The sequence below is a fragment of the Exiguobacterium sp. s129 genome (assembly GCF_018617585.1).
Taxonomy (GTDB): Bacteria; Bacillota; Bacilli; order Exiguobacteriales; family Exiguobacteriaceae; genus Exiguobacterium; species Exiguobacterium aestuarii_A.
Map to the genome: position 1 here is coordinate 54,192 of NZ_JACSKL010000005.1, position 13,790 is coordinate 67,981.

Annotated in this window: 13 protein-coding genes; 9 read left to right on the forward strand and 4 right to left on the reverse strand. The window is 48.1% G+C overall.

The annotated features are described in order from the left end of the window. Positions 1 to 90 precede the first annotated feature (90 nt). Together KNO92_RS07370 and KNO92_RS07375 are read left to right on the forward strand one after the other, a co-directional pair. Positions 91 to 1,941: a beta-glucoside-specific PTS transporter subunit IIABC gene (locus KNO92_RS07370; protein ID WP_214760676.1), complete on the forward strand. Its 1,851-nt coding sequence runs from the start codon at positions 91 to 93 to the stop codon at positions 1,939 to 1,941. 16 nt (positions 1,942 to 1,957) lie between these two features. Further along, positions 1,958 to 3,403, forward strand: coding sequence for a glycoside hydrolase family 1 protein (locus KNO92_RS07375; protein ID WP_214760678.1), 1,446 nt, complete (start codon positions 1,958 to 1,960; stop codon positions 3,401 to 3,403). Between the two features lie 113 nt (positions 3,404 to 3,516). Here the strand turns inward: KNO92_RS07375 and KNO92_RS07380 are convergent, their stop codons facing one another. Further along, positions 3,517 to 3,954: a hypothetical protein gene (locus KNO92_RS07380; RefSeq protein ID WP_214760680.1), complete on the reverse strand. Its 438-nt coding sequence runs from the start codon at positions 3,952 to 3,954 to the stop codon at positions 3,517 to 3,519. A gap of 241 nt (positions 3,955 to 4,195) precedes the next feature. Continuing rightward, positions 4,196 to 5,368 carry an IS200/IS605 family element RNA-guided endonuclease TnpB gene (tnpB, locus tag KNO92_RS07385; RefSeq protein WP_214760683.1) on the reverse strand — a complete coding sequence of 391 codons (1,173 nt, stop codon included), beginning with the start codon at positions 5,366 to 5,368 and terminating at the stop codon, positions 4,196 to 4,198. 167 nt (positions 5,369 to 5,535) lie between these two features. Between tnpB and KNO92_RS07390 the strand changes: the two genes are divergently transcribed. From KNO92_RS07390 to KNO92_RS07405, 4 genes are read left to right on the forward strand one after another with little or no spacing between them, the layout of a single operon-like run. After that, a complete protein-coding gene (locus KNO92_RS07390) occupies positions 5,536 to 6,210 on the forward strand; it encodes an ABC transporter ATP-binding protein (RefSeq protein WP_214760685.1) in 675 nt (224 codons plus the stop codon). Next, the gene (locus KNO92_RS07395; RefSeq protein WP_214760688.1) at positions 6,207 to 7,214 is read left to right on the forward strand and encodes an ABC transporter permease; all 1,008 of its coding nucleotides are present in this window, start codon (positions 6,207 to 6,209) and stop codon (positions 7,212 to 7,214) included. Before KNO92_RS07390 ends, KNO92_RS07395 begins: the two co-directional genes overlap by 4 nt. Then, positions 7,211 to 7,822 carry a class I SAM-dependent methyltransferase gene (locus tag KNO92_RS07400; RefSeq protein WP_214760690.1) on the forward strand — a complete coding sequence of 204 codons (612 nt, stop codon included), beginning with the start codon at positions 7,211 to 7,213 and terminating at the stop codon, positions 7,820 to 7,822. The genes KNO92_RS07395 and KNO92_RS07400 overlap by 4 nt, the downstream gene beginning before the upstream one ends. A gap of 16 nt (positions 7,823 to 7,838) precedes the next feature. Then, complete coding sequence (locus KNO92_RS07405) at positions 7,839 to 8,501, forward strand: NAD(P)H-dependent oxidoreductase (RefSeq protein WP_015880376.1); 663 nt, start codon at positions 7,839 to 7,841, stop codon at positions 8,499 to 8,501. Between the two features lie 39 nt (positions 8,502 to 8,540). Here KNO92_RS07405 and KNO92_RS07410 read toward each other — a convergent pair whose 3' ends face one another. Both KNO92_RS07410 and KNO92_RS07415 read right to left on the reverse strand, forming a co-directional pair. Next, positions 8,541 to 9,176 (reverse strand): nitroreductase family protein, encoded by a 636-nt coding sequence (locus tag KNO92_RS07410; protein ID WP_074036693.1) that lies wholly within the window; start codon positions 9,174 to 9,176, stop codon positions 8,541 to 8,543. Next, a complete protein-coding gene (locus KNO92_RS07415; protein WP_078146066.1) occupies positions 9,173 to 9,619 on the reverse strand; it encodes a MarR family winged helix-turn-helix transcriptional regulator in 447 nt (148 codons plus the stop codon). Before KNO92_RS07415 ends, KNO92_RS07410 begins: the two co-directional genes overlap by 4 nt. 181 nt (positions 9,620 to 9,800) lie before the next feature. On the opposite strand from KNO92_RS07415, the gene KNO92_RS07420 reads away from it, so the two are divergent. The 3 genes from KNO92_RS07420 to aceA all read left to right on the forward strand — a co-directional run bounded on the left by KNO92_RS07420 (position 9,801) and on the right by aceA (position 13,621). After that, positions 9,801 to 11,984 carry a malate synthase G gene (locus tag KNO92_RS07420; protein WP_483297448.1) on the forward strand — a complete coding sequence of 728 codons (2,184 nt, stop codon included), beginning with the start codon at positions 9,801 to 9,803 and terminating at the stop codon, positions 11,982 to 11,984. Then, entirely contained in the window at positions 11,981 to 12,277 is a 297-nt protein-coding gene (locus tag KNO92_RS07425; protein WP_015880380.1) for a hypothetical protein, read from the forward strand. Before KNO92_RS07420 ends, KNO92_RS07425 begins: the two co-directional genes overlap by 4 nt. Before the next feature lie 75 nt (positions 12,278 to 12,352). Further along, positions 12,353 to 13,621, forward strand: a complete 1,269-nt coding sequence (aceA, locus tag KNO92_RS07430) for an isocitrate lyase (RefSeq protein WP_214695738.1) — start codon at positions 12,353 to 12,355, stop codon at positions 13,619 to 13,621. Positions 13,622 to 13,790: the final 169 nt, after the last annotated feature.

The following is a 13,790-nucleotide window of genomic DNA, read 5'->3' on the forward strand; positions in this document are numbered from 1 at the left end:
ATGATGCAGGCCAAACCTAAATGACTACACAATTTGTTGTGTGGTGATTTAGGTTTTTCTTTTTACCTAAAATGATAAGGAGTGAACAAGATGGACCAATACAAACAACTGGCAGAAACGATTGTGCAACATGTCGGTGGTAAGGAAAACGTCAAAAGCGTCTTTCACTGTGCAACGCGGTTGCGCTTCAAACTAAAAGATGAATCAAAGGCGAGTGCGACAACATTGAAACAACAAGATGGTATCATCACCGTCGTTCAAAGCGGCGGACAGTTTCAAGTCGTCATCGGAAACAATGTACCGTACGTCTACAAAGAGGTTGTCGACGTCGGTGGTTTCCAGACATCTTCGACCGATGATGAAGAAAAATCAGGTGTATTCAACCGATTGATCGATGTGATTGCCGGAATCTTTACGCCGATTCTCGGACCGATGGCAGGTAGTGGTTTGTTGAAAGGATTACTTGCGATTCTCGTTGCGCTCGGATTATTAACGCAAGAGATGGGGACGTATGTCGTCTTGAATGCCGCGGCAGACGCACTATTTTACTTTCTACCAGTGATTTTAGGACATTCGGCTGCGAAGAAATTTGGTGGGAACCCGTATATTGGGATGATTATCGGGGGTGCGCTCGTTTATCCTTCGATTGTCGCCATTCAAGGAGCAGGTGAGTCATTAACGTTTCTCAATGTACCAGTCGTCTTGATGAGTTATGCATCTTCGGTTATTCCGATTATCTTGGCGACATACGTGTCTTCAAAAGTAGAAGCATTTTTCAACCGTCATACACATGAGGCCGTCCGAAACTTCACGACGCCGATGATGGCATTGTTACTCGTTGTCCCGCTAACGTTTTTAGCAATCGGACCGGTCGCGACGTATGCGAGTCAAGGGTTGGCGAACGGATACTCATTCTTATATGAATTAAGTCCGACCATCGCGATCGCATTCATCGGTGCGTTCTGGCAAGTGCTCGTCATGTTCGGGCTTCACTGGGGGCTTGTGCCGATCATCATCAACAACTTATCGGTCGTCGGCATGGATACGATCGTTGTCGGTGTATTGATGGCCACATTTGGTCAAGTAGGTGCGGTTCTCGCGATTACCTTAAAAGCCAAAAACCCGAAAGTGAAAGGGTTAGGAACATCTTCCACAATCGCAGGTGTGTTTGGAATTACGGAGCCGGCTATCTATGGCTTGACGCTTCCGCGTAAAAAACCATTTGTGTTTGGAGTAGTTGGTGGAGCGGCTGGTGGTGTAGTAGGAGGTTTGTTCGGTACAGCAGCTTATGCGATGGGAGGACTCGGAATCTTTAGCATTCCGGTCATGATTCCTCCAACGGGTGTCGATTTAGCATTTTACGGAGCATTTATCGGAATGGCGGTAGCAACGGTGGTCGCTCTCGTGTTGACAATGGTCTTCCACAAAGAAGAAGCGACGGTCGAGTCGCAAGAACAAGAGGTCGCCCAGTCTGTATCTGAGCAGGTAGGCTTTCCGGTCTCAGCTCCATTGAAAGGAGAAGTCGTGTCGCTTGAAACGGTTCGAGATGAAGTATTCTCAAGTGGGGCGATGGGGAAAGGGATTGCCATCATGCCTTCAGAAGGTACCGTGTATGCTCCGTTTGACGGCGAAATCGTCACGGTTTACCCATCAAAACATGCAATCGGCCTTCGATCTGATACAGGTGTAGAAGTATTGATTCACATTGGTTTAGACACGGTTAAATTAAACGGGAAGTACTTTGAAACACTTGTGACGGATGGACAGAAAATGAAAGAAGGAGATTCGCTCGTCCGGTTTGATATGGATGCCATCGCTCGTGAAGGATATGACACGATCACGCCAATCATTGTGACGAATACCGATCATTATTTAGACGTATTGCCAACTTACACAGGAACAGTAGAAGCGAATCATGGCGTATTGCGCGTCATTGTATAACAAAGGAGGAGACAATATGAAACAAGTATCGAGTGAATTTTTATGGGGCGGGGCCACTGCGGCCAATCAACTAGAGGGCGGTTATCAGGAAGGTGGTAAAGGACTTTCGATTGCTGACGTGATGCCAGGTGGAAAGCACCGAATGAAGATCATTCATGACCCAACGTTTGATTTTGAATTACATGATGAATATTCGTATCCGAACCATGAAGGGATCGACTTCTATCATCGCTACAAAGAAGATATCGCCCTCTTTAAAGAAATGGGATTCAAGACGTTCCGTATGTCGATTGCCTGGTCACGAATTTTCCCGAATGGAGATGAAGTTGAACCGAACGAGGAAGGTCTTCAATTCTACGATCGCGTCATCGATGAGTTGGTCGCACAAGGCATTGAACCACTCGTCACGATTTCTCACTATGAGATGCCATTGCATCTTGCAAAACATTATGGAGGTTGGCGAGATCGTCGCCTCGTAGAATATTTTGAACGATACAGTCGCGTCTTATTCGAACGGTATCAAGGTAAGGTCAAATATTGGCTGACGTTCAATGAAATCAACGGGGCGCAATTCATGCCAATGCTCAGTCTAGGAATCGCGGTTCGAGAAGAGGAAAACACATTACAACTTACGTATCAGGGACTTCATCACCAACTGGTAGCAAGTGCACTCGCAACGAAAGCGGCACGCGAGATAGACCCAACGATGCAAATTGGATGTATGCTCATTGCAGCTCCGGTTTATCCATACAGCTCAAACCCGGACGATGTTTGGTATGCCCACGATGCTGAGCGGATGATGAACTTCTTCTGTGGAGATGTTCACGTACGCGGGAAATACCCAAGCTTTGCGAAGCGCTTTTTCCAAGAGAACGGCATTGAACTTGAAATGGAAGATGGCGACCTTAAAATTCTAAAAGAAAATACAGTTGATTTCTTTTCGCTCAGTTATTATATGTCGCGCACTGAAAAGGCTGAAAAAGACCAGAATGAAGCGGAAGGAAATATCATGAGCGGGGTCAAAAATCCATATTTAAAAGCGAGTGACTGGGGATGGGAGATTGATCCGACGGGACTTCGTGTCATCTTAAACAAATTATATGAGCGTTATGAGCTCCCGTTATTCATCGTCGAGAACGGATTAGGTGCATATGATCAAATCGAGTCGGATGGAACAATTCATGATCACTATCGGATTGATTACTTACGCGACCATTTAAAAGGGATGATGGATGCAATCGAAGACGGGGTTGAAGTGATGGGGTACACGAGTTGGGGCTGTATCGACTTGGTGAGTGCCTCGACAGGTGAGTACAGCAAACGGTACGGTTTCATTTACGTAGATCGACATGACGATGGTACCGGGACGTTAGAACGAAAACGGAAAGAATCGTTCTTCTGGTACCAAGATGTGATTCGTTCACAAGGCGCAAGCTTATACGAAGAAGAATCAGTCAAATGAGAAAAGCGGCCTCGGCCGCTTTTCTCATGCTTTCGTGATCTTTCGCAATAAGATGATCGCGAGGCTAACGCCCCCGGCAATCAACATATACAAGACAATCTCCGTCCATGTGCTCATTCGTCGTCACCATCTGCAAAGACAGCAAGCTCACCTTGCGGCATCGCGACCAATAAATAGGCATCTCCGCCGAGCGGTCGTGCGTCACCTGCTTGCCAACATTCAAATTGTTCTTGAAATCCATTGATGAATAGGAGAGAACCTGATTCAAATTCGAGTTCGAGATGGGGATGTTCGTCACCGAGTCGTACGTGATGGATGCGCTCACGACGAAGCCGCATGAGTTGTTCGAGTTGTTCACCTTCGTCAAACGTGTTTTGTGTAGCGTGAACGTGCCACGGACCCTCAATCGAGATCCAGGATTCTAACCCCTGGCGACTGAAATAGAGGAGATGGTGATTTGGACCAGAACCGAAATCGATTCCGACAAAGGAAGAGGCGGTAAAGAGGTGATGCAAAATAGATGTCGCTTGTTCGTACTCCGTGGTAGACACACCGTCACCTCACTTTAAAGAGTTGGTATTATTATCATTTCACGTTACCACGCTAAAGTAAACGAATCGCACTCAATCTTCAAAAAAATAATTGTGGTTGTTCTATCACGAAACCGCTTCAACCGGAGCGTTTCCCAATTGCTCAGAATGTTTAGGTTATACTGGATTGAACTACCCCCACCTACGCTTTTCTTAGAGGTGGAGGATTCCTGAGTTATCCTCTCTAACGAGAGAAACCTGATCAGGCTAGCCCCGTCGTCCCGACGGTTAAAGAAGCCAAGATGCGTTCGGCTTCTTGTTTGAGGTTCAGTCCTGCGTTCACATCACGGTCGTGGTGGACCCCGCAGTTCGGACATGTCCATTCACGCAAGCCGAGATGCTTCACGTCTGTGTGTCGATGGCCGCAACTCGAACACAATTGGCTCGAGGCGAAGGTCTTCCCGACCTTCACGACGGTCTTCCCGTACCAGTCGGCCTTATACTCGAGCATGCGAAAGAACTCCGACCAGCTGACCTCGGAGATCGACTTGCTCAACTTGCGGTTCTTCCGCATGTTCCTCACCTGCAGGGTCTCGATGCCGATGACGTCGTGGTTTTTGACGATCTCGGTCGACACCTTGTGCAGGAAGTCGGTGCGTCTGTTGGCGATCTTCTCGTGGATACGGGCGACTTTACGCTTCTGCTTCTGGTAGTTCTTTGCCTCGGAGAGTCTTACCCTCTTGTTCAGGGCGATGCGCTGGCGACGGGACAACTTGCGTTGCTCCCTTGCCAGCTTCTTCTCGAGCGTACGGAAGTAACGGTCGTTTTGGTACACCGTGCCGTCCGATAAAATGGCGAAGTTCTTCAGCCCGACGTCCACGCCGACCGATGAACCGGTCTTCGGCAGTTCACTGATCTCCCGCTCTACGAGAAGGGAGACGAAGTATTTGCCCGAAGCCGTGCGTCGGATCGTGGCGCTCAGGATGCGACCCTCGACCTGTCTCGAGTTGGCGAACCGCACCCATTTCAGCTTGGGGAGTTTGAGTTGATTCCCGACGATCGAGACCTCGGGGAGCTGGGACTTTCCTTGGATGTTCGTCTTGTAGGATTGGACGGGGTTTCGCTTCGACTTGAAACGGGGATGATTTCCCTCATTCTTGAAGAATCTCTTGTACGCGTCGGCCAGGTGTTTGACACTGTTCTGGACGGCCGTGCTGTCCACTTCCGTCAACCAACTGAATTCCTGCTTGAGCATGGGAAGGTCTTTCGAGCAGTCATCATACGACAGTCCCTTGCCTGTCGCTTCATGGGCCGTGTCCCATTTCGACAGGAAATGGTTGAAGACGAAACGCGAACAGCCGATCGTCTTGGCGATCAGGACCTCCTGTTCCTTCGTCGGATAGATCCGGAACTTATAGCCCTTGTGCTTCACCATAAGGTTCACCTCCTTGAAGGAATCATACCCGAAAGAGAGGCTGGCGATTCATCTCCCACTTTCACGTAAGCCCTGTCCTTAACGTTTAGAAGTGGGCGTATTCTCGCCTAATTTTGATAAAATCAAGGAGAATACGCTCGATTTCGTTTTGAATAGGGGGACATGAGATGATCGTATCAATCGACAAAGCAGGATATGAGATAAACGAGCCAGTCATTCAAAGCATTTCGTTTGATGTGCGGTCAGGTGAGATTTTAGGGGTGATTGGGTCGAACGGTGCGGGAAAAACGACCACCATTGCCTGTCTGACAGGAACGATTCCATGGATGAAAGGAACCGTCGAGATGGAACGCTATGCGTACATCCCGGAGCAACCCGTTTACTACGATTATTTGACACTATCGGAACATATTGCGCTCGTTCAAGAATTGACGGGTGTCGAGTCGACAGAAAAGACGGAGGAGTTGCTGAAGCTTTTCCGACTCGATCGTGTGACAGACCGGTATCTCTCCTCTTTTTCAAAAGGGATGAAACAAAAAACGATGATTTTATTGGCGCTCATTCAAGAAGCACATGTATTGATTGTGGATGAACCGTTTATCGGATTGGATGCGACGACGACCATTCAGCTACTCCGACTGTTAGAAGCAGAGCGCACAAGAGGAGCCGCTGTCTTACTAGTCACACATGTTCTTGATACGGCCGAGCGGTTGTGTGACCGGTTCGTATGGATTGATGACGGGCAACTACTGGCGAGTGGGACGAAAGCAGAGATTCGTGAAGCACTCGAAACTGAGGGGATGACCTTGTTCGATATGATGGAAGATGTGGCGCTCCGATGATTGCGAAACGATTGTTTTGGATGCGTGTCTCCCGTTATATGAAACAACAGTGGAAGACGATCCGACTGATTGTCGACTGGACGATTTTCTTATACGGCGTCATTCCTCTTCTCATATGGGCAGGGTATTCTTACTGGCTCGTATGGGAAGGGAATATCGATTGGTTGCGTGATGTGCCTTATTTGTTATGGGCAATCCTGTTCGGATGGGTGATGTGGCAGGACCGCATATTTGTCTGGGTGGAGCGCGCCGACCTCATTCTTGTAGCTGATCGTCATCTCATTCGACAGTTGAAATGGTACTCCGTCGTATATCAGATGACTCAACATCTGATTCAATACGGATTCTATCTTCTATTGGTCGCACCGATTCTACATGTGAAGGGAAGAACCATTGTCGAGATACTCGCATTCGGAGCCGCACTTTTCTTACTCTCCTGGTGTCATACATGGATTCAGTATCAACTTCGCCTCCGACACGTCCATCTCATGAAACGATTATTGGTCGTGTTGATTGCTTTTGTAGGCGTGTATGCGCTATTGATTGAGTCGGTGTTACTCAGTGTGTTGATCGGAAGCATGATGGTCACATTTGCGTTATACGTCGGGGAAGGATGGGTGTCGAAACATCCGAATATCGGTCGCGAGATTGAAATCGGGGAACGTGAGCGTGCCTCATTTGACCGAGTCCTGCTGACAACCTCAGGTGCCATCGAGAAGACGAGTGAGCGGAAACGTCCACTATATCGACCGAAACCGAATCGCTTTGGCACCATCAGGCGGACGATGGCAATCCTAATCTATTTCAGGACGCCGAGCCACCGAAATTTGTGGTTTCGACTCATTCCGCTTGGCGTGACAAGCTTCATTTTACTTCCAAGCTGGTTTAAAGTATTGGTTCCGATTTATGTCATGTATGTCGCCTATCAGGAACAGACGTCGTTCACGAGAGAAATGGAGCGGCATCCATTCTTCCAATCTATTCAAGAAAGGGGTTCATCATGAACGAACAGCAATATGAGCAACTGTTACAAATCGAGACGGCCAAACCGCAGCAAGGATTTCCATCTTCGGCGGAATATCATCGTTATGAACCGACACCTTATGAGGCACTCGATTTGCTTCGGGATGCGTATCCGTTAGAGTCCGCAGATACCATCGTTGATTTTGGTTCGGGCAAAGGACGTCTCCCGTTCTATTTAGCGTATACGTTTCGCGTGCGGGCGATCGGTGTCGAGATGGACGGTGGGTTTCACGAGGAGGCACTTCAAAATTGGGCGCGCTATACGAAGAAACATCGAAATCGGGGAAGTGTTCAATTAGAACAGGGACTTGCGGAGGAATTCACGATTCCACCGGATGCGAATCGATTCTACTTCTTTAATCCGTTCTCAGTGAACGTCTTCCGCCAAGTGATTGCCAACATCATCGAATCTGTTGAAACGGATCTTCGCCCGGTCGATGTGATTTTATATTATCCGGCGGATGAGTACCTCCATTATTTGAACGACGAGACGCCTTTTCAGTACGTACAAACGGTGCGATTGCCGCTGAAGAATCTTCATGAGCGATTTTTGATTTATCGGTTTGATATGATGGAGTCATCTTGGTAATGGAGGAGTGAGCACGATGAAAAAGAAAGACATTTTAGAGGCGTATCGTTGGCGTCAAGCGACGAAAGCATTCGATGCGGATCGTAAAATCAAAGAAGAGGACATGGAGTTCATTTTAGAGACAGGACGTCTTTCACCGAGTTCATTCGGATTTGAGCCATGGCAATTCGTCGTGGTTCGTCGGGAAGATTTGCTCCAAAAAATTAAAGATCACGCATGGGGGGCGCAAGGTCAGGCTTTGACTGCGAGCCACTTCGTGTTGATTCTCGCAAGAACACCGAAAGCCATGCGTTACGATGCGGACTATATTCGTCATATCGTGACGGGCGTGCAAGGTCGGACGGAAGAAGAATACGCGCAACGCGTGAAACGGGTACAGGAGTTCCAGGAGAACGACTATCGTCTCTTGGATGATGAACGTGTCTTCCAGGAATGGATCAAGCGTCAGACATACATTCCACTCGGGAATATGATGACAGCTGCCGCGCAAATCGAAATCGATTCATGCCCGATTGAAGGGTTCAATCAAGAGGAAATCGATGAGTTGCTCATCTCAGAAGGTGTGATGGAACGGGGCGAATGGTCACTTTCGGTCATGGTCGCATTTGGATATCGGGCGCGTGATTTCGCACCGAAAACACGTCGTGACTTCAACGAAGTCGTCAAATATATCGGATGAAAAAAAGGTTCAATCGCTGAGGCGATTGAACCTTTTGAATTATTTCCAGTCTGTGATGCGGTCGACTGGGAAGCGTACTGATGGGTACCCCTCTTCTGCTGCTTTCCCGATTGAGAGAAGCATGACTGGAAGGTAACGTTCTTTGTCGAGACCGAACGCTTCAGCGATGTTCGCTTTGTCGTATCCGCCGATTGGGTTTGTATCATACCCGTGTGCACGTGCGACGAGCATGAGTTGCATCGCAACAAGACCTGAATCGAGCATGATGCTGTCTTTGACCATTTCTTTCGGTGCATCTTTGAAGATACCTTTAATCATGTCGACTTGACGGTCGCGGACCTCAGCCGGCATCATACCGCGCTCTACCGCTGTATCGAAAATCTCTTCTGTGTAATCTGCCATTTGATAGTCGGCGAAGAGTGCGATGACAGCTGAAGATGTTTCCACTTGGCGTTTGTTAAAGCTTGCGAGTGGAAGGAGCGTTTCTTTTCCTTCTGCGCTATCGATGACGACGAAGCGCCATGGCTGTAAGTTAAGTGATGAAGGAGCTGTTGTCGCTTCTTCAAGGATTTGTGTCATTTCTTCTTTTGAGATCTTCACGTTCTCATCGTATACACGAATCGAGCGGCGTCCTTTGACAATCTCCATAAAGTCTTTTTGTGTAGCAGTGTTCATATTGTAGTCTTCCTTTCATGGTCAATAGTATCTTGTAACATCGTTAGGGATGCTAGTAACTGTTGTTGATCCTCTACCTTCATGTTGACAAAAAGTCGGTCCGTTAAGCACTCTTTTTGCTCAGTCCAATGTGCAATTTGCTCACGACCATCGTCTGTCAACTCGACATAGATGACACGGTTGTCTTGTTCACAGCGTCTTCGCGTGATCAGTCCTTGTGTCTCTAATTGTTTCAGGTGTCGGGTGATGGCGGCATGGTCGACATCGACGCGCTGTTGCAATTCACGCTGTCGCAATGGACCGACGTGATACAGGTTGCTTAAAATGTCGTAGCGACTCAGGCTGAGCCCGTCCATTTCAGAGTCGAATAATTGCCCCAATTCTTTTTGTACGGTGATGATGTGATAGAGAATTTGATCACGGAGCGAGCAGGAATCTCGCATGCACATCGCCTCCTCAAATCATTGATGACTCAATCATTGATGGGTCACACAATGTATAGTAAACCCATCCTGACGAGATTTCAAATAAAAAGTTTTAAGAAATGGGTTGTCAAACTGTTATATAATAGTCTATATTGTAATCAACTGATATATAACAATGGTTAAAGGAGGATGTGAACGCTTGGAACACTATGAACGACTAAATACGTATCATGTTCATGAAAAGCTGGTTGAATTTGTGAATAAAAACGTACTTGAACCCCAGGAAATCAACGTTTTTTGGGAAGGCGTTGAATCGCTTCTAGAGCGTTTCATTCCAGTGAATCAGACACTTTTGGAGCAGCGCATGACATATGAGCGATTGTTACAGGAGTGGTACAGTCGCCAAGAAGAAGTCGATCCAATCGAATATGAGACATTTTTAACGTCAATCGGCTATATCGAACCGATCGTCGAAGATTTTAACATCGATGTTTCGGGTGTCGATCGTGAAATCGCGCATCAAGCGGGACCGCAACTCGTCGTACCGTTAGACAATGCCAGATATGCACTTAACGCCGCCAATGCCAGATGGGGAAGTCTCTACGACGCCCTTTATGGAACAGATATGATTGAAGAGGCGGACGGTATGGAAAAGGGACGAGGATATAATCCCGTTCGCGGTAATGAAGTTATTCGGTTGGCGAAACAGTTTCTAGATGACACGTTCCCGCTACCGTCAGGGTCGCACAAGAAAGTGACGCAATACGTCGTTCGTGATGATGTCGCTTATGCGGTAATCGGGGATGACGAGCATTCGTTCGCAGATGATTCTTTCGTCGGTTACACCGGGGAACCGAACGAGTTGAAGACGTTGATGCTCAGACACCATGCCTTACACGTTGAACTGCAATTTGACCGCGAGCATCCGGTCGGCAAAATCGATCCTGCTGGACTGATGGACATCGAGCTCGAATCAGCCCTATCCGCAATCGTGGATTGTGAAGACTCGGTCGCAGCCGTTTGTGCGGAAGACAAAGTTCATCTGTATCATAATTGGCTAGGCTTGATGGATGGGACGCTTGAAGCCTCGTTCCAAAAGAACGGGAAGCGACTCTCTCGACGTTTAAACGAAGATAAGCGTTTGATTGGAAAAGGTGGAGCGGAAGTTGTCCTCCCAGGACGCGCACTCTTGTTCATTCGAAATGTCGGACACTTGATGACGACGGACTTGATGCTTGATGCAGAAGGTCGTGAGGTACCAGAGGGGATCGTTGATGCCATCTTAACTTCATTGATCGCGAGTCGCCATCTACATCGTCGGCTCAACTCTAGGGAAGGATCGATCTATATCGTCAAACCAAAAATGCACGGGTCTGAAGAAGTAGCATTCACCAATGACTTGTTTGACGCTGTAGAAGATCTATTGAACCTTCCGCGCCATACGTTAAAAGTCGGCGTGATGGATGAAGAGAGACGAACGTCACTCAACTTGAAAAATTGTATCGCTCAAGTGAAAGAGCGGGTCGTCTTCATCAATACGGGCTTCCTCGACCGGACGGGGGACGAGATTCATTCCTCGATGACACTCGGACCGATGCGTCGAAAGGGAGAAATGAAGACGTCACCTTGGCTCGCTGCATATGAACGGTTGAATGTATCAACCGGTCTCGAGAGCGGGTTCCATCATCAAGCACAAATCGGAAAAGGGATGTGGGCGATGCCCGATCGGATGCGGGACATGATGCGTGAAAAAATTGCACATGTACGCTCCGGGGCGACGACGGCATGGGTGCCTTCACCGACAGCGGCGACGCTCCATGCGATGCACTATCATCAACTCGATGCTTTTGATGTACAGCGAGAATTGATCAAGCAGCCTCATTCGAAACATGAGCGACAACAGCTCCTCGACATTCCGCTCGCGACACGCATCTATTCGCAAGACGAGATCAAAGAAGAACTCGAGAACAACTTACAAGGATTGCTTGGATACGTCGTTCGTTGGGTCGAACAAGGTGTAGGGTGTTCGAAAGTGCCGGATATTCATCATATCGGACTGATGGAAGACCGGGCGACACTCCGGATTTCGAGCCAACATGTGGCCAACTGGCTGTATCACGGCATCTGTTCAGCAGATCAAGTGGAAGTCACGCTTTATCGGATGGCACAAGTCGTCGACGAGCAAAATGAGTCAGACCCGAATTACCGACCGATGACATCGAACGTCGATCAGTCAATCGCCTATCAAGCTGCTCACGAACTCGTGTTTCATGGGTTGAAACAGCCGAACGGGTACACGGAACCAATCTTGCATCGCCGCCGCCGTGAATTTATGAAACGACAAACCGTGGAGTTCAATTTAAAAGGAGGAACCTCATCATGACAACGAAAAAAATGGAAAGCGAACAGTTGATTGAACGTTGGGTCGTCCGCCGCATCGTATCTGGAGAATCGACAGCATCACTTGCGAATACAGCATTCGTATACGGCAACGACTTGATGCGCCTCGTCTTGGATCGTGCCGACGGCTCGCTCCAAATCATGAAAGAGCCGATCGATGAAGTCGTCGTCTTCCGCAAACCGGAAGATCGGGACGAAGAGAACGTATGCCGTTGCTGTGGGATGGAGCATTCGACGTTCAAAGCAGCGTTGGAGTGCTGTGCTTACCTCGACTAAAGTGTTTAATTTGCACTATCTGTTATATAACAAATTGAATAAATTAAAATTAATATAATACAGGAGGGTTTATTAATGAAACAACGCGAAGAATTGGTGAACAGCTGGAAGTCAGAACGATTTGAAGGGGTAGAGCGTCCATACTCTGTAGAAGACGTCATGAAGTTACGAGGGTCTATCGTGATTGAACAAACGCTTGCGACAAAAGGAGCGGAACGCCTGTGGGAATTGATGCACGAGCGTGACTACGTCCATGCGCTCGGCGCGTTGACAGGGAACCAGGCCATTCAGCAAGTGAAGGCAGGACTTGAAGCCATTTACTTAAGCGGTTGGCAAGTAGCGGCAGACGCTAACCTGTCAGGTCACATGTACCCGGACCAAAGTTTATATCCGGCCAACTCGGTTCCGAGTGTCGTCAAACGAATCAATCAGGCGCTTCAACGTGCCGATCAAATTCAAACGGCAGAAGGAAAAGGCGATACGCATTGGTTCGCACCGATTGTCGCGGATATGGAAGCCGGGTTCGGTGGTGTCCTCAACGTATTCGAATTAACGAAGGCGATGATTGAAGCGGGTGCTGCTGGTGTTCACCTCGAAGACCAGCTCTCGTCTGAGAAGAAATGTGGTCACCTCGGTGGGAAGGTGTTACTCCCAACCCAGACGGCTGTGAAAAACTTGATTTCGGCTCGACTCGCGGCAGACGTCATGGGCGTCCCGACAATCATCGTAGCGCGGACAGACGCACACGCGGCAAACTTGATCACGAGCGACATCGATCCAATCGATCATCCATTCATCATTGGAGAGCGTACACCGGAAGGCTTCTATCGTACAGAAGCTGGTATCGAGCAAGCCATCGCTCGTGGTCTCGCTTATGCACCATATGCAGACCTCGTCTGGTGTGAGACGTCTGAACCAGATTTGGCAGAGGCACGTCAATTTGCCGAAGCGATTCATGCGAAGTATCCAGGAAAACTTCTCGCTTACAACTGCTCGCCATCATTTAACTGGAAGAAGAAGTTGTCAGACGAAGAAATTGCGACGTTCCAACAAGAAATCGGCGCAATGGGATACAAGTTCCAGTTCGTCACACTCGCTGGGTTCCACGCGCTCAACTTCGGTATGTTCGAGCTCGCACGCGGATACAAAGACCGTGGCATGGCAGCCTACTCGGAATTGCAACAAGCAGAATTTGCGGCTGAAGTACATGGTTACACGGCGACACGTCATCAACGTGAAGTCGGGACGGGTTACTTCGATGAAGTCTCACTCGTCATCTCAGGTGGACAATCATCAACGACAGCCCTGGCTGGATCGACAGAAGCAGAGCAATTCACAAATTAATCACACTTTGGAGACGCTAATTTGTTGGCGTCTCTTTGTTTATGTGAAAATGTGTGGTGTAAGACCTGAAATATGTGAAAAAAAGATGAATTCGAGTTCATTTTGACTTCTCTATATCGACGAATAGTTGTCACAAATAGCAAGAATAAAACGTTTCCATTCCTTGTAT